Source organism: Pseudomonas sp. GL-R-26, assembly GCF_019947365.1.
Lineage (GTDB): Bacteria > Pseudomonadota > Gammaproteobacteria > Pseudomonadales > Pseudomonadaceae > Aquipseudomonas.
The window spans coordinates 59,120-75,695 of sequence record NZ_JAGYGI010000002.1 but is presented as its reverse complement, the minus strand read 5'-3'; the positions used below and the strand labels follow the sequence as shown (position 1 = coordinate 75,695).

Here is a 16,576-nt window from a genome sequence, read left to right as displayed (position 1 = left end):
GCGTGGCATCAGCTGGCGGCAAGATTAGCCGTGCGACTGTTGAGGTGCAACCGGGTGCAACCCTTTTTTTGTCGGAATATTACGCAACTCGTCAGGAAATAAATTCCGGTACGGCAGTGCCGCCTCTGCTTGGTGCTTTTTAGGGTGGTTGGCCCTCTTTCTTGCTCCGAAAAGGAGCAAAAACCGGGGTTTGATATTTATTTCCGACTGGGTGCAACTTATTCTCGAGAAACTGGTTGCACCTTATTTGCTTTGTTGAATAGCATTCGCGCCCAAGGTGCAACCCGGGAAAACCCGGGTGCTCCGGCTGATGGCTTTCCTGGGGAAACATCAGTCATAAATGCGCGGGAATCCGGATCGTCTGTCAAACGTATGCGTTTGCGAGCGGTTCACCAGCCGCCGCTACATAAAAACAAAGCCAGGGCGTAACTTAATGAGCGTAAGCAATCCAACCCTGATCACGTTTGTGATCTACATCGCAGCAATGGTGCTGATCGGCTTGATGGCCTATCGCTCCACCAACAACCTTTCCGACTACATTCTGGGCGGCCGTAGCCTGGGCAGCGTCGTGACCGCACTGTCCGCCGGTGCCTCCGACATGAGCGGCTGGTTGTTGATGGGTTTGCCCGGCGCGATCTACATGTCCGGTCTTTCCGAAAGCTGGATCGCCATCGGCCTGATCATCGGCGCCTACCTGAACTGGCTGTTCGTCGCCGGCCGTCTGCGTGTGCAGACCGAGCACAACGGTGATGCACTGACCCTGCCGGACTACTTCGCCAGCCGTTTCGAAGACAAAAGCGGCCTGCTGCGGATCATCTCTGCGGTCGTGATCCTGGTGTTCTTCACCATCTACTGCGCTTCCGGCATCGTGGCCGGGGCCCGTCTGTTCGAAAGCACCTTCGGCATGTCCTACGAGACGGCGCTGTGGGCCGGTGCTGCGGCGACGATTGCCTACACCTTTATCGGTGGTTTCCTGGCGGTGAGCTGGACCGATACCGTACAAGCCACCCTGATGATCTTCGCGCTGATCCTGACGCCGGTCATCGTGCTGCTGGCCACCGGTGGCGTCGACACCACCTTCCTGGCCATCGAAGCGCAAGATCCAAGCAACTTCGACATGCTCAAGGGCACCACTTTCATCGGCATCATCTCGCTGATGGGCTGGGGTCTGGGCTACTTCGGCCAGCCGCATATCCTGGCGCGTTTCATGGCTGCCGATTCGGTTAAATCGATCGCCAAGGCCCGTCGCATCTCCATGACCTGGATGATCCTGTGCCTGGGCGGCACCGTGGCCGTCGGCTTCTTCGGTATCGCCTACTTCTCGGCGCACCCGGACGTGGCTGGCGCGGTCTCCGAGAACCACGAGCGCGTGTTCATCGAACTGGCCAAGATCCTCTTCAACCCATGGATCGCGGGTATCCTGCTGTCGGCCATCCTGGCTGCGGTGATGAGCACCCTGAGCTGCCAGTTGCTGGTGTGCTCGAGCGCCCTGACCGAAGACTTCTACAAGACCTTCCTGCGTAAATCCGCTTCCCAGGTTGAACTGGTCTGGGTCGGTCGTGCCATGGTGCTGTTGGTTGCCCTGATTGCTATCGCACTGGCGGCCAACCCGGAAAACCGTGTACTGGGTCTGGTGAGCTACGCCTGGGCCGGTTTCGGTGCTGCATTCGGTCCGGTCGTGCTGATCTCCGTGATCTGGAAAGATATGACCCGCAACGGCGCACTGGCCGGCATCCTGGTCGGCGCGATCACAGTGATCGTCTGGAAACACTTCGAATTGCTGGGCCTGTACGAAATCATCCCTGGTTTCATCTTCGCCAGCCTGGCGATCTACTTCGTCAGCAAAATGGGTACGCCGACTGCTGGCATGTTCCAGCGTTTTGCTGCTGCAGAGAATGATTACCGCCTGAACAAGTGATGAGTGATGAGTGATGGGTTGAACTCTTCCCATCCCTGATAAAAGAACGGCTCGCAGCTCTATGCTGCGGGCCGTTTTTTTTTGAGGTCAATCTAGAGCGCGCTTTGGTTCCTGCCTCCGTTTGCGTCACCCTTTTCTTTGGAGCTTGTAGGAAATTTCCTGTTTTGCCCGGCTGCCTTGAATTACCTCTCTGGTCACGTACTTTGCGTTAGCCCACTCATTCCGAGTCGGTGTTACCCATCGTTATCAAGGGCGCGCTTCCCATGACTGGGGCGCCAGTAGAAAGGGAGATCAGCAATGGCAGAGGGATTTTTCATTCGCAAGGATGACAAGACGACCTGCGGTGGCAAGGTTCTGGAGGCTGATACAAACATCATGATGTTTGGTATCGCTCATGCTCGTGCGGGGGATCGGGTTTCCTGTGGCAAGGACGACAAAACCTATGTCATCGAGGGCGGTGTTTCATACATCGTGAGTCACGGAAAGCTGGTGGCGGGCTCGCTGGACAGCTACAGCAGCTGCCCCTGCAAAGCCGGGCTGATCCCATCGTTTTTCACAAATAGCTACATGTCCAGCCGCAATGCTGCGCCGCATGCCACCCGTGCAGCGACTCAACAGACGACCCCCACCGCCTCCAGCAACCCGGTAGCCTCACGACCTTCCAGCTTTGCGCCGGCGCCAAGCGTTCCCAATCCAGTGCGATCAAGCAGTACAGCGGCCGAGGAACCGGGCTTCTACATCGTGCCCAAAAGCACCACCCGCGAACAACTCGAGGCCTCGCTGTTCACCCTGCGCGACCCGGCGGTGATGGGCAAATTCAAGTTGCTCAATCCCAACCTGCGGGACGTCAAAGCTGGCTCGATGATCGTGCTGAGCGATCCCAATAACTACCAGTGCACCCGTGAAGAAGCGCTGCTTATGGATGTGGCAGCCAGGACCAATCAGGTGCTTGAAACGCTTACTCCGGAGGAGGCGGATTTTATGGTGGAACACCGGGATGCCCTTCAGACGATCTTGGGCTTCGGTTCGGGCGCCATAGGTGTCGGCGCGAGCATTTTCAAGAATAATCTGGATAACGTTGGCGATACCTTGCGTGAAATGGAAACGCTGCATCAGCGTTCATTCCTGCGCGATGGACATCTGAACTCACCGACATTTCTGGCCGAGCGCCAAAAGCTGCTGGCACAACTCGATAGTCACCTGACAAGCCTGACGCGCAAAGGCATCGGTTTCCCACACCACCCCAATTTGAACCGTGCAATGTTCCTCTCTCCTCCCAGTCTGGTTCACCGCTGGACGGAAGCCGGCGGCGTGGGGCAGATGCCGGGGTATGCGACTCATCTTGAAGGTGTGGCTAGGGCTTCAAAGTACCTCAAGTTCGGCGGCTGGGTCGGCACTGCGGTCGGTGGCGGGGCTTCGGCTATTAAGGTTCAGGATGTGTGTACGGCGGGCAGTACTGAAGTTTGCGAGCGAATCAGATTTACTGAGGCGGGTGCCTTTGCCGGGGGAATAGGAGGTGGTGTAGCTACTGGCACGATTTTATCGGCCCCCGTTGTCGGTGCAATATGTGCTGGTTTGAGCATACCTACAGCCGGTATAGGGACATTGGCATGCGGTATCGTAGTGGTTGGTGCTGGTTCTTTTGTCGGCGGCCTATATGGCGGAAAGGGTGGGGAGATAATCGGAGAACTTATATATGAGAATGTGAGATGACAACATCAGAATTAATTGTAGGTGGTTTGTGTGGGGGAGTGTTACTTGGGATCTATATTTGGATCGGGTTTGCGCTATACCTTGGCTATACAAGGGGTGAAGAATTGTCGAAATATTTCAAGAATAGCTCGTCACTGATTACTGCAAAGACGCACAAGCATACAGGCCCTTTTGGGAAGCTTCAGTTAGTGGGCGGCATAGCCAGTGTAGTTACGTTTCCTCGATTTTTTGTGAGATGTGGGTTGGCCAGCGCTGAGGATATAGAAAAATTTCCACTTATATTTAGGCGAAAACTAATTTTTTTGCAATGGAGTGTAATAGGCTTGCTCGCCAGTTTGGTGTTTCTAGTTACATTGTGGGAGTCAGGAGTTCTTAAGTAATATAAGCGTGGGTCAGTAGCTGGCTCGCGTAAGGCAAGACAGAATGCCAACTGCAGCCATTATTTTTGGCGAGTAAATTTGTTGTGGCAGGGCACTTCTTTGGCTGCTGGGGTTGCCTCGGTGAGGCGGGTTAAAAAACTGGCAAATTAAACTACGAGACGCTGACATGAGCGTGAGTGTCGCGCAAAAATTATTTTTGTGTATCAGCCTTACTGGTTTCGGCGGGCTTCTAATTTTCCTTTGCGTATCGTTGCATTTGGCTTACGCCAAAATGGATGTAATGCTGGATCATTTGAAAAACTGCCCGGCTATTATGGTCCGGGCTCCTTTCAAGAACGGCGGAGCTTGGGGAAGGCTATTCGTACTTGGTGCAGTAATGGGCGTGATGACTATGCCAAATTTTTATCTCCGTGATGGCGGGGCCGATGCGAAAGATCTGGAAGCTTTTCCTGGAGGACTTAGGAAAAAACTAATAGTTTTGCATTGGGGCGGGGTTGCTTGTATTGCTCTATTGCTAGCGCTTTTTGCAGTTAACGCGCTTGGCTACATCCAGTAATGCCCGGGTTAAGTTGCAAGAAGCTCTATGGTGGATTGAAATCGCTGCGAATTTTCTGGGCAAGGTCCTAGGACGTTTCCTTCAAAACGTAGCGGCTTTCATGAACTGGTGCCACGAGGGGTCTACCGATAGTCTTTGCCAGCCACTGACAACTCTGTGGCGGGGTGTAGGAACCTCTCAAGACCGTTAGAGCTACATTGGCGTCACTGCCTGGTTTGCGGCCGTTTTCATGCGGCCGTAAGATCAGTTGCGGCGGCTATGCGCGGGCACGCTTCGGCGTGGTCGAGTTTTGCTCTAAGGGTCTCGATATTCCTACCCCGTGCATAGCTGCCACCCTAGCCCGTAGGAAGGCTAATGGCAGGTCCATTTCTTCCTTAGAGCGTTAAAAATGAAATCAATACATCCCGATCCACCCTACGAAAAACCAATCCCCCATCCCGACAACCGCTTCATGGCATTGACCAGCAACTGCACCGATATGCCCACCCTGTTCGTCGATACCCATGCGCCACTCGACATCCTCACCGACGCCGCCAACTACCGAATTCGCGCAGTTACCCAAGTGCTTGAGAACCTGTCCATGCGCGGTTCGATTGAGTGCGAGTCCTTCATCCTCAGCGATTTTGCCTTGCTCTGCGCCATTGCGTTGCGCGATGGCTGTGATGTGCTGGATGTGGTTGGGCGACGGTTGCGGGCGCAGGCTTCGGCGTAGCGCCAGGCGGCTTTTGTGGCGAGGGAGCTTGCTCCCGTTCAACTGCGTAGCAGTTGTAGAACAGGTGGAGTGCGGTGTGTCAGACCAGACCGGGGTTCAGGTTTTGGGGCCGCTTCGCAGCCCAGCGGGAGCAAGCTCCCTCGCCACAGGGGGTGGTTACGGCCGCTCAGCTGCCAACCCCTGACTTGCCGGCCGGTAAAAGGTAAACTTCCCGGCCTTCGCAGGAGCAGCCATGAATTATCGTCACGCCTTCCATGCCGGCAATCACGCCGATGTGTTCAAACACCTGACTTTGACCCGGCTCATCGCCCTGATGTCGCGCAAGGAGCAGCCGTTTGCCTATCTCGACACTCACGCCGGCATCGGTCTGTATGACCTTCAGGGTGATCAGGCCAACCGTACCGGCGAGTACCTGGAAGGCATTGCGCGTTTGTGGGATCAGCCGGATCTGCCGATCCTGACCGCTGATTACATGCAGGTGCTGCACGAGATGAACCCGGATGGCCAGTTGCGCTATTACCCGGGCTCGCCGGAGCTGGCGCGACGCCTGACTCGCCCGCAGGACCGTGTGTTGCTCAACGAGAAACACCCGGAAGACGGCCTGCTGCTCAAGGACAACATGGCCGGTGATCGCCGGGTCAAGGTGCACCTGGGCGAAGGCTGGCATGTGCCGCGAGCCTTGCTGCCGGTGCCGGAGAAGCGTGCGGTGATGTTGATCGATCCGCCGTTCGAGAAGCTCGACGAGATGCAGCGCTGTGCCGCTTCGTTGAAGGAAGCGATCGGCCGCATGCGCCAGACCGTGGCGGCAATCTGGTACCCGGTGAAGGATCAGCGCGCGCTTCGCCGCTTCTATCAGGACCTGGCGGGTACCGGTGCGCCGAAGTTGTTGCGGGTGGAGTTGTTGGTGCATCCGCTGGATACGCCGAACAGCCTGAACGGTTCCGGGCTGGCGATTGCCAATCCGCCGTGGGGGCTGGAGGAAGAGTTGCGTGAGCTGCTGCCATGGTTGTCTGAGAAGCTGGGGCAGACACAGGGTGGGTGGCGGATGGATTGGTTGATTGCTGAGAGTTGATCAGCAATCAACAATCTGTGGCGAGGGAGCTTGCTCCCGCTGGGGTGCGAAGCACCCCTAAAAACCGGTAACTGCGTTCTTTCAGTAAGAACCGGTTCTCCGGTTTTGCGATTGCTGCGCAACCGAGCGGGAGCAAGCTCCCTCGCCACAGTTCAGGGTTAGTTGCCCGCCAGGCTCGGTGGCATGCACACGCCGGTACCGCCGATGCCGCAATAGCCTTCCGGGTTTTTCGCCAGGTACTGCTGGTGATACGTCTCGGCAAAGTAGACGGTCGGGGCCTGGTCGATTTCGGTGCTGATTTCACCGAGACCGGCCTTGGACAGCTCGGCCTGGTAGGTTTCCTTGCTCTTGAGCGCCGCGTCCAGTTGTTCCTGGCTGGTGGCGTAGATCGCCGAACGGTACTGGGTGCCGATGTCATTGCCCTGGCGCATGCCCTGCGTCGGGTTGTGCAGTTCCCAGAACATCGCCAGCAGTGCTTCGTAGCTGACCCTGGCCTTGTCATACACCACCAGCACTACTTCGGTGTGGCCGGTCAGGCCCGAGCAGACTTCTTCGTAGGTCGGGTTCGGGGTGAAACCGCCGGCGTAGCCGACCACGGTGCTGACCACGCCTTCGCGCTGCCAGAAGCGGCGTTCCGCACCCCAGAAGCAGCCGAGGCCGAAGATCGCGAAGTCGACGTCTTCGAAGAACGGGCCGAGCAACGGGGTGTCTTTAAACACAAAGTGCTTTTCAGGCAGGGTCATCGCGGTTTCGCGGCCGGGCAGAGCTTGTTCTTTAGTCGGGAGCACGTTTTTGTTCACCAGAATTTCCGAGCGCAGAACCATGATCAGTCCTCTCAGTCAGGATAATTAGACAGACAAGCAGTTTGCCCGAGAGTTGGATCGCTGTCAGGCGATTGGGCCACGGGGGTAGCGTTTGAGCTTGTCGATCAGCTCGTTGCCCGGGATCGGACGGTCGAACAGGTAGCCCTGGCCGACGTCGCAGCGGTGACGGCGCAGGAACGACAACTGCTCGGCGGTTTCGATGCCTTCGGCCACGACCTTGAGTTTCAGGTTGTGGGCCATGGCGATCACCGCGGAGGTGATTTCCATGTCGTCCTGGTTGTCCGGGATTTCGTGGATGAAGCTTCGGTCGATCTTGATGATGTCGATGGGGAATTTTTTCAAGTAGCTGAGCGACGAGTAACCGGTGCCGAAGTCGTCCATGGCCAGGGTCAGGCCCAGACGCTTGAGCTGGTCGAGCTGCAAGTGGGTGTCTTCGGTGGCTTCCAGCAGCAGGCCTTCGGTCAGCTCCAGCTCCAGCAAATGAGCCGGCAGGGCTTCCTCCTTGAGGATGTTGGCAATGGAGGCCACCAGGTCAGGGTCGGAAAACTGCTTGGGTGACAGGTTGATCGCTACTTGCAGGTTGCCCAGGCCGGCGGCGGTCAGCGCTTTGCTCATGCGGCAGGCCTGGCGGGCGATCCATTTGCCGATCGGAATGATCAGCCCGGTTTCTTCGGCGACGCTGATGAACTGATCCGGGCGGATCATGCCCTTTTCCGGATGGTCCCAACGCAGCAGTGCTTCCATGCCCAGCAGGCGACCGCTACGCAGGCACAGCTTGGGCTGGTAGAACACGTCGAGTTCGTTCTGGGTCAGGGCGCGGCGCAGGTTGTTTTCGACGAACAGCTTGTAGCTGGCCTCGGCGTTCAGCGCTTCGGTGAACACTTGCACCTGGTGCTTGCCGTTGGCCTTGGCCTTGTGCAGCGCCAACCCGGCGTTGCGCATCAGGGTTTGCGGGTCGCGCCCGTGCAGCGGCGCGCAGGCCAGGCCAACGGAGCCGGTGACACTGATCAACTGGTTGTCGACGAACATCGGTTTGTCGAGGGTCGCCAGCAACTGGTTGGCCACTTGCTGGCCGACGGTGAGGTCGCTGTTGTCCAGCAACACGGCGAATTCGTTGCTGGCGAATCGCGCCAGGCTGCCGCTCGGGATCAGGCTGTTGCGCAGGCGTCGGGCCAGGCTGATCAGCAGTTTGTCGCCGGTCTGGTGGCCAAGGCTGTCGTTGATCCGCTTGAAGTTGTCGATGTCCACCAGCAGCAGGCTGATCGGCGCGTCGCTGTCCCGGGCGAAGCGTTCATCGAGGTTGCGGATGAACGCCGGGCGGTTGCCGAGGTTGGTCAGGTTGTCGGTGTAGGCCAGGCGCTCGATTCGCTGCTGAGCGAGCTTGGTCTGGGTGATGTCTTCGTAGATGCCGATGTAGTGGGTCAGCTCGCGGTTGTCGCCGTAAACCTTGGAGATCGACAACTGGCCCCAATAGGGTTCGAGGTTTTTCCGGCGGCTCTTGAACTCGCCCTGCCAACTGTTGCTCTTGGCCAGCGCCGAAGGCGCGTCGAACAGCAGTTCGCTGAGGTTCTCCAGGGCCGGTAGTTCTGACAGGCGCTGACCGTGCACTTCTTCGGTGGAATATTGGGTGATCGCGGTGAAGCTCGGGTTGACGTATTCCACCACGCCGTCGCAGTTGACCAGCAAAAACGCGTTGGCACTCTGTTCGACCGCCCGCTGGAACAGGTGCAGGGCGCTGGTGGCGGTTCGCCGGTTGTGGTTGCTGATGACCTGGGCAAACTGGTCCGCCAGTTCTCCGGCGAAGGCGATTTCATCCGACTGCCAGGCGCGGGTCGCCCCGGTCTGCTCCAGGCACAAAACGCCGACCACCTGGCCGTCGACGCGAATACTGGCGTCGAGCATTGCGTTGACGTCGCGCGGGCGCAGGCTTTCGGCCATCTCCCGGGTACGCGGGTCGCGCATAGCGTTATGGGCGTCGATGGCGCGGCCGGTGTGCAAGGCGTCGAGGTAATCGGGGAAAACACTGACATCGATCGGCTGCGGCAGCAGGTATTCCTGCTTCGTGCGGTGATAGGCCGAGATCGGCACCAGCATCGAGCCTTCGAGGTGCCACAGGCTGGCACTGTCGATTTCGTAGATGTCGCAGGCGCTGCGGGTGATCAGCTCGGCGGCTTCGCGCAAGGAGTTGTTGCTGCTGTAGCGTTGACGGGTGAGCAGCAGGATCAGGTCCTGCTGGGCACGCACCCGCTCCAGGTGCAGCAGTTGCTCCTGCTGGGCCCGCTGATTGAGTTCCAGGGCGATTTGCAGGCGCGAATTCTGGGTTTCCAGATCCAGGGCCGGTTGCAGCGGGTCATCCTCGAACAGGCCGTCGATGACCAGCAGGTAGCCGCGCAACAGGTGTCGATTGTGTTGTTTGTAGGCTTCGCCCAGTTCAAGCAGAGTCAGGGAGCCAGCGGCGGTGTGCAGGGTGTAGCGGATCAGGTAGTGCGTGCTTTCAGTCAGTTGCTGCTGGATCGCGTCGTGCAGTTGATAGCGCGCTTGCGGCTCCATCAGGCTGGCGTAGGGCGAGCCCACCAGCGCGCACAGCTCAACGGCGGGCAGGCCGAACTGGCGTTCGCAATTGGGATCGAGAAACAGCAGTGCCCAGCTGGGTTCATTAAGCCGTTCGAAACGCAGCATGCCGAGCCGCGAGGGCACAGGCAACTGCGTCACTACCTCGGCCACCATACGGCTGGCGGCATCGGGTTGGCTTTTCATGGAGAGAACTCGCTTCGAATATGCTGAACGCGCTGGGCTCTCGCCCTCTTTACTGTTGCCTGCGGCAAGGTTGCATCATTGCGACACCGACTGACAAGAGAGATGAAGGCCAAGTGCTATAAGAATATGTCGGCAGACGACGGGATTTCTTCAGTCGGTGGCAGAAAGTATTGCTATTCGCCGAAAAATCGCAGTTTTGCAAGTATTGCCAATGACTGCGATCTGTTTCCGGGTCAGCGAATCTGGATGCCAACGGACTGCAAAGGCTTGCCCTCCCGGTCGTGGAAATTCACCTGAAGCTGCCCGGCATCGACGACCAGGTGGGCAAAGTTATCTTGGCTGATCACGTTGCTGGTCAGCTCATGTCGATAGTCGCCGGAGGCGGTGCGGACCAAGGGTTGATCGAGGACGAACGTGGAGGCTGTGGCATAGGGCAACATTCTGCTGTTGCACAGCGGTGACGAGACGATGGTGTGGACTTCGAAGTCCGCATCCTCGCTGTGGGTCAGGCGACTGGTCAGCGAGCCGTGGACATCGCCGGAAATGAACACGACGTTTTTGATGCTGTGTGTGCGAATGGTCTCCAGCAACCGTAGCCGTTGTTCGGGGAAGGCCTGCCAGGCGTCATCATCCGAGCGTTTTTGGTCAGGGTAGAACATGACACTGGTGACCACGAATTTGATCCGCGCCGGGCTGTGGATCAGCCAGTCGCACAAGGCCTGTTCCTGGGCTGCGTCGAGAATGCGTCGGTCAGTGGTCGACAGATTACGTCGGGTTCGACTGTCGGTAACAAACCATTCGATATCACCTTCAGTAAATTGATACCAATATTTGTCCAGTCGTTTATTTATCAGTCCATCACTGGTTAGTGCATGGGCTGGGCTATGGCTGGCCTGATACAACTCATAGGCCCTGATTGCGTTTGCATATAAGTAGTCATCGGACTTGCTCTTGTTGGCGGGCCAGTTGTCTTCTATTTCATGGTCGTCAAGGATCATGTAAGTGGGCAAACTGGACATTAACCTGGTGATATTTATCTGCGAAAACGCCACGCGATATTTATGCAGGATTTCCTTGAGCTCCCGATCCGGGGCAATGATGTTCAAATCATCGACATAGATTTGGTCACCCGTCATCACCATCGCACTGACGGGAGGACTGGCTTGCTCCACCAGGCGTGAAATTGAAGCGAAGATTCTGTCGCCCAAGTGAGGGGCGAATGCGATGCCTGCGGTCATGCGCAGGTATCGGCAAGAGCCGATAATGTAGGCCCTTGAAAGGCCGGCCTGGCTGGAGCGGGTATGCAGGTGATAAATCTGTCGTGGCCATCGCAGCGGCAGTTCTTTCACCGTGTCGACGGTGTGCGCCGGGCTCATCGGGCTGAACCACCCGGCCTGATATTCATAGTCGGAGTCGGCGGACAGGTTGTTTAGTGCAAAGACTTCGCACATGTCGTGCTCGGGTTCGAGTTTCGCAAAGTTGCCTTTTGACCAGTGATCTTCGCCTTGTCGTCTATAGCGAATGCCGGCAAATACCAAGGTGTTTTTATTGTGTTCGCCGCGCAAAAAAATACGTGCGTGATTAGTGGTGGTGTGACCAATAATCGGGCCGACAGTTGGTTTGAGCATGTTTGAGTCCATTCGGCTGCTAACGAATTAGGTAGATGATTGTTTCGGGTGTAATAAGTAGTCTTTCGGCCAAGGCTAGTTATTTGGCCCGAAAAAATATCTGGCAGAAATGGATTCGAGTTGTGGGCGATATCAGCCACAAATGTAGGAAGACGTTTTAAGTAAAAAATTCAGGCAAAAAAAAGCCCCGCCAAATTGGCGGGGTTGAGGTACGAGCGTGGCGCTCGGAAACGTGGAACGCAACAGGCCCTCCGGTGAAGGAGGGCCGGTCGGTGTTACAGGAGCATGGTGCGGATGTCGCCCAGCAGATCGCTCAGACGCTTGGTGAAGCGTGCAGCAGCGGCGCCGTTGATCACACGGTGATCGTAGGACAGCGACAGCGGCAGCATCAGTTTCGGCTGGAAGGCTTTGCCGTCCCAGACTGGCTGGATGGTTGCCTTGGAAACACCGAGGATCGCCACTTCCGGCGCGTTGACGATCGGCGTGAAGCCGGTGCCGCCAATGTGGCCGAGGCTGGAAATGGTGAAGCAGGCGCCTTGCATCTCGTCCGACGAGAGCTTCTTGGTCCGGGCTTTTTCAGCCAGGGAAGCAGCCTCGGCGGCCAGTTGCAGCAGGCTCTTCTGGTCGACGTTCTTGATGACCGGCACCAGCAGGCCATCCGGGGTGTCGACGGCGAAGCCGATGTTCACGTATTTCTTGCGGATGATCGCTTTGCCGCTTGGTGCCAGCGAACTGTTGAAGTCCGGCAGTTCCTTGAGCAGGTGTGCGCAGGTCTTGAGCAGCAACGGCAGGATGGTCAGCTTGACGCCGGCCTTCTCTGCAACGGCTTTCTGGGCAACACGGAACGCTTCGAGCTCGGTGATATCCGCCGAGTCGAATTGCGTCACGTGCGGCACGTTCAGCCAGCTGCGATGCAGGTTGGCAGCGCCGACCTGCATCAGGCGGGTCATCGGCACTTCTTCGATTTCACCGAAGCGGCTGAAGTCCACGACCGGAATCGGCGGGATGCCCGCGCCACCGGTTGCGCCAGCAGCAGCGGCCGGTGCTTCCTTGGCCTTCTGCATCATGGCCTTGACGTAAACCTGCACGTCTTCCTTCAGGATGCGCCCGTGCGGGCCGCTGGCGCCAACGGCGCTCAGCTCGACGCCGAATTCGCGGGCCAGTTGACGCACGGCTGGGCCGGCGTGAACTTTTGCACCAGGCTTGGCTGGAGCGGCAGCCGGGGCAGCAACAGGTGCGGCGGCGGCAGGTGCTGCAGCGGCTGGAGCAGGTGCGCTCGGTGCGGCAGCGGCAGGCGCTGTAGCAGCGGCCGGAGCGGCGCCTTTGACTTTCAGTTTCAGGATCAGGTCGCCGGTACCGACTTCGTCATCGAGCTTGATGGAAACGCTTTCCACCACGCCAGCGGCTGGCGATGGGATTTCCATGCTCGCCTTGTCGGATTCCAGGGTGATCAGAGACTGGTCGGCTGCAACGGTGTCGCCGGCCTTGACCAGGACTTCGATGATCTTGGCCTTGCCCGACGAACCGATGTCCGGAACGTGGATGTCCTGAACGCTGTCGGCCACTGGAGCAGCCGGTGCGGCAGCGGCAGGCGCTGGAGCAGCGGCGGCAGGTGCGGCCGCCTGAGCTGGAGCGGCAGCAGCCGGTGCAGCAGCACCTGCCACTTCCAGATCCAGGATCAGGTCGCCGGTGCCGACTTCGTCGTTGAGCTTCACGCTGATGGCCTTGACCACGCCAGCGGCAGGCGACGGGATTTCCATGCTCGCCTTGTCGGATTCCAGGGTGATCAGCGACTGATCAGCTGCGACGGTGTCGCCGACCTTGACCTGGATCTCGATGATCTGGGCCTTGCCCGACGAGCCGATGTCCGGCACGTGCACTTGCTGAACGCTGGCAGCAGCCGGCGCAGCAGGAGCAGGGGCGGCGGCAGGTGCTGCAGCCGGCTTGGCTTCAGCCTTGGCGGCTGGCGCAGCGGCAGCCGCAGGGGCCGCTTGCGCGGCACCTTCGACTTCCAGCTCCAGCAGTTCGTCGCCTTCTTTCAGACGATCGCCCAGCTTCACTTTCAGGCTCTTGATGATACCGGCCTTCGGCGCAGGCACTTCCATGCTCGCCTTGTCCGACTCAAGTGTCAGGATGCTCTGGTCGGCTTCGATACGGTCGCCGACCTTCACAAACAGTTCAATTACTTCACCTTCACCGCTGCCGATGTCAGGTACGCGAATGAGTTCGCTCACAGAATCTCTCCTCAGCAGTCCAGTGGGTTGCGTTTTTCCGGGTTGATACCGAACTTGGCGATGGCTTCAGCCACAACCTTAGGTTCGATGTCACCACGGTCAGCCAGTGCTTCCAGGGCTGCCAACACCACGAAATGACGGTCGACTTCGAAGAAATGACGCAGTTTCTTGCGGCTGTCGCTGCGGCCGAAACCGTCGGTGCCCAGGACTTTGAATTCCTTGGACGGTACCCACTGACGGATCTGCTCGGCGAACAGTTTCATGTAGTCGGTAGAGGCGATGACCGGACCTTTACGGCCGTTCAGGCACTCTTCGACGTAGCTCAGCTTAGGCTTCTGGCCAGGGTGCAGACGGTTGGTGCGCTCAACGGCCAGGCCGTCGCGACGCAGTTCGTTGAAGCTGGTAACGCTCCATACGTCGGCGCCGACGTTGAACTCTTCACGCAGGATCTTCGCTGCTTCACGGACTTCACGCAGGATGGTGCCGGAGCCCATCAGCTGAACGTGGTGCGCCGCTTCGCGGTTGTCTTCTTCGAGCAGGTACATGCCTTTCTTGATGCCTTCTTCGGCACCGGCCGGCATGGCTGGCTGCTGGTACGACTCGTTCATCACGGTGATGTAGTAGAAGACGTCCTGTTGCTCTTCGGTCATCTTCTTCATGCCGTCCTGAATGATCACCGCCAGCTCGTAGCCGTAGGTTGGATCGTAGGTGCGGCAGTTCGGGATGGTCGCGGCCAGCAGGTGGCTGTGACCGTCTTCGTGTTGCAGGCCTTCACCGTTCAGGGTGGTACGGCCGGCGGTGCCGCCGATCAGGAAGCCACGGGTGCGGCTGTCGCCAGCGGCCCATGCCAGGTCGCCGATACGCTGGAAGCCGAACATCGAGTAGAAGATGTAGAACGGCAGCATCGGCTGGTTGTGACTGGAGTACGAAGTACCGGCAGCGATGAAGGAGCTCATGGCGCCCGCTTCGTTGATGCCTTCTTCGAGGATCTGGCCCTTCTGGTCTTCCTTGTAGAACATCACCTGGTCTTTATCGACTGGCTCGTAGAGCTGGCCGACGGAGGAGTAGATGCCCAGCTGACGGAACATGCCTTCCATACCGAAGGTACGGGCTTCGTCCGGGATGATCGGCACGATGCGCGGGCCGATTTCCTTGTCCTTGACCAGTTGCGCGAGGATCCGCACGAAGGCCATGGTGGTGGAGATTTCGCGGTCGCCCGAGCCGTCCAGGATCGCCTTGAGGGTGTCCAGTGGCGGAGTCGGGATGTTGAAGCTCTTGGCGCGACGCTGAGGTACGAAGCCGCCCAGTGCGGTACGGCGCTCGCTCAGGTAACGGGCTTCGGCGCTGCCTTCTTCGGGTTTGAAGAATGGCAGGTTTTCCAGCTCGTCGTCCTGGACTGGGATGTCGAAACGATCGCGGAACAACTTCAGGCTGTCGACGTCGACTTTCTTGGTGTTGTGCGCAGTGTTCTTCGCTTCGCCGGCACCGGTGCCATAACCCTTGATGGTCTTGGCCAGGATGACGGTTGGTTGTTCTTTGTGGTTGACCGCTTCGTGGTACGCCGCGTAGACCTTGTACGGGTCGTGGCCGCCACGGTTGAGCTTCCAGATCTCGTCGTCGGACAGGTCTTCGACCATCGCCTTGAGTTCAGGCGTGTTGAAGAAGTGCTCACGGACGAACGCGCCGTCTTTGGCTTTGTAGTTCTGGTACTCGCCGTCGATGACTTCGTCCATGCGACGTTGCAGGATACCGTGGGTGTCCTTGGCAAGCAGCGGGTCCCAGAAACGGCCCCAGATGACTTTGGTCACGTTCCACTGAGCACCGCGGAACACGCCTTCGAGTTCCTGGATGATCTTGCCGTTGCCGCGAACCGGGCCGTCGAGGCGCTGCAGGTTGCAGTTGATGACGAAGATCAGGTTGTCCAGCTTCTCGCGGCCGGCCAGGGAGATCGCGCCCAGGGATTCCGGCTCGTCGCACTCGCCATCGCCCAGGAAACACCAGACTTTCTGCTTGCCGGCAGGAATGAAACCACGGTGTTCCAGGTACTTCATGAAACGTGCCTGGTAGATCGCCTGGATCGGGCCCAGACCCATGGATACGGTCGGGAACTGCCAGAAGTCAGGCATCAGCCAAGGGTGCGGGTAGGACGACAGGCCCTGGCCGTCGACTTCCTGGCGGAAGTTGTTCATCTGGTCTTCGGTGATGCGGCCTTCCATGAATGCGCGGGCGTAAACGCCTGGCGAGGTGTGGCCCTGGAAGTAGATCAGGTCGCCGCCGTGTTCTTCGGTCGGGGCCTGGAAGAAGTAGTTGAAGCCGATGTCATACAGGGTCGCACTGGAGGCGAAGCTGGAGATGTGACCGCCGAGGTCAGAATCCTTCAGGTTCGTACGCATTACCATGGCCATCGCGTTCCAGCGTACCAGCGAGCGAATGCGGCGTTCCATGAACAGGTCGCCAGGCATGCGTGCTTCGTGGGTTACCGGGATGGTGTTGCGGTAAGGCGTGGTGATGGCGTAAGGCAACTGCGAACCGCTGCGGGTCGCCAGTTCACCCATACGGGTCATCAGATAGTGAGCACGGTCTTCGCCTTCTTTGTCGAGAACCGATTCCAGGGCGTCCAGCCATTCCTGGGTTTCGACGGGATCGAGGTCTTGCATGGCTTGCTCCAGGGCGGAAAGGCTTCCAGAATCGGTTGCCTGAGTTTGCGACTGGCCTTGTGGGCAGACGATATAAATTCTTGGATTGCCGATAGGTTGTTCCGGCGGCGTGTAGTTTTACTACA

General features: G+C 58.3%; 10 protein-coding genes. 5 read left to right on the top strand and 5 right to left on the bottom strand.

The window, feature by feature from the left end; all coding sequences use genetic code 11:
- Window positions 1-433: 433 nt before the first annotated feature.
- From putP to KGA96_RS03545, 5 genes are all read left to right on the top strand, one after another.
- Entirely contained in the window at window positions 434-1,918 is a 1,485-nt protein-coding gene (gene putP, locus KGA96_RS03565) for a sodium/proline symporter PutP (RefSeq protein WP_046039719.1), read from the top strand.
- A gap of 297 nt (window positions 1,919-2,215) precedes the next feature.
- On the top strand, window positions 2,216-3,631 hold the full coding sequence (locus KGA96_RS03560) for a PAAR domain-containing protein (RefSeq protein WP_223511591.1): 1,416 nt from the start codon (window positions 2,216-2,218) through the stop codon (window positions 3,629-3,631).
- A 546-nt stretch (window positions 3,632-4,177) separates the two neighbouring features.
- A complete protein-coding gene (locus KGA96_RS03555; protein WP_046039722.1) occupies window positions 4,178-4,567 on the top strand; it encodes a hypothetical protein in 390 nt (129 codons plus the stop codon).
- 388 nt (window positions 4,568-4,955) lie between these two features.
- Window positions 4,956-5,279, top strand: a complete 324-nt coding sequence (locus KGA96_RS03550) for a hypothetical protein (protein WP_223511589.1) — start codon at window positions 4,956-4,958, stop codon at window positions 5,277-5,279.
- Between the two features lie 232 nt (window positions 5,280-5,511).
- Window positions 5,512-6,351, top strand: coding sequence for a 23S rRNA (adenine(2030)-N(6))-methyltransferase RlmJ (locus tag KGA96_RS03545; RefSeq protein ID WP_046039726.1), 840 nt, complete (start codon window positions 5,512-5,514; stop codon window positions 6,349-6,351).
- Window positions 6,352-6,509: 158 nt separating this feature from the next.
- Here KGA96_RS03545 and msrA read toward each other — a convergent pair whose 3' ends face one another.
- The 5 genes from msrA to aceE form a co-directional block, all read right to left on the bottom strand.
- Window positions 6,510-7,175, bottom strand: coding sequence for a peptide-methionine (S)-S-oxide reductase MsrA (gene msrA, locus KGA96_RS03540; protein WP_046039728.1), 666 nt, complete (start codon window positions 7,173-7,175; stop codon window positions 6,510-6,512).
- 63 nt (window positions 7,176-7,238) lie between these two features.
- The gene (locus tag KGA96_RS03535) at window positions 7,239-9,932 is read right to left on the bottom strand and encodes a putative bifunctional diguanylate cyclase/phosphodiesterase (RefSeq protein ID WP_223511586.1); all 2,694 of its coding nucleotides are present in this window, start codon (window positions 9,930-9,932) and stop codon (window positions 7,239-7,241) included.
- Window positions 9,933-10,165: 233 nt separating this feature from the next.
- Window positions 10,166-11,560 carry an alkaline phosphatase D family protein gene (locus KGA96_RS03530; RefSeq protein WP_223511584.1) on the bottom strand — a complete coding sequence of 465 codons (1,395 nt, stop codon included), beginning with the start codon at window positions 11,558-11,560 and terminating at the stop codon, window positions 10,166-10,168.
- Window positions 11,561-11,835: 275 nt separating this feature from the next.
- On the bottom strand, window positions 11,836-13,794 hold the full coding sequence (gene aceF, locus KGA96_RS03525) for a dihydrolipoyllysine-residue acetyltransferase (RefSeq protein WP_046039735.1): 1,959 nt from the start codon (window positions 13,792-13,794) through the stop codon (window positions 11,836-11,838).
- 11 nt (window positions 13,795-13,805) lie between these two features.
- Window positions 13,806-16,451: a pyruvate dehydrogenase (acetyl-transferring), homodimeric type gene (aceE, locus tag KGA96_RS03520; RefSeq protein WP_046039738.1), complete on the bottom strand. Its 2,646-nt coding sequence runs from the start codon at window positions 16,449-16,451 to the stop codon at window positions 13,806-13,808.
- Window positions 16,452-16,576 lie beyond the last annotated feature (125 nt).

Coding starts and splice junctions, on each gene's coding strand:
- aceE (WP_046039738.1), bottom strand. CDS start 16,451: ATGCAAGACCTCGATCCCGTCGAAACCCAGGAATGGCTGGACGCCCTG.
- KGA96_RS03545 (WP_046039726.1), top strand. CDS start 5,512: ATGAATTATCGTCACGCCTTCCATGCCGGCAATCACGCCGATGTGTTC.
- KGA96_RS03535 (WP_223511586.1), bottom strand. CDS start 9,932: ATGAAAAGCCAACCCGATGCCGCCAGCCGTATGGTGGCCGAGGTAGTG.
- KGA96_RS03530 (WP_223511584.1), bottom strand. CDS start 11,560: ATGCTCAAACCAACTGTCGGCCCGATTATTGGTCACACCACCACTAAT.
- KGA96_RS03555 (WP_046039722.1), top strand. CDS start 4,178: ATGAGCGTGAGTGTCGCGCAAAAATTATTTTTGTGTATCAGCCTTACT.
- msrA (WP_046039728.1), bottom strand. CDS start 7,175: ATGGTTCTGCGCTCGGAAATTCTGGTGAACAAAAACGTGCTCCCGACT.
- KGA96_RS03550 (WP_223511589.1), top strand. CDS start 4,956: ATGAAATCAATACATCCCGATCCACCCTACGAAAAACCAATCCCCCAT.
- KGA96_RS03560 (WP_223511591.1), top strand. CDS start 2,216: ATGGCAGAGGGATTTTTCATTCGCAAGGATGACAAGACGACCTGCGGT.
- putP (WP_046039719.1), top strand. CDS start 434: ATGAGCGTAAGCAATCCAACCCTGATCACGTTTGTGATCTACATCGCA.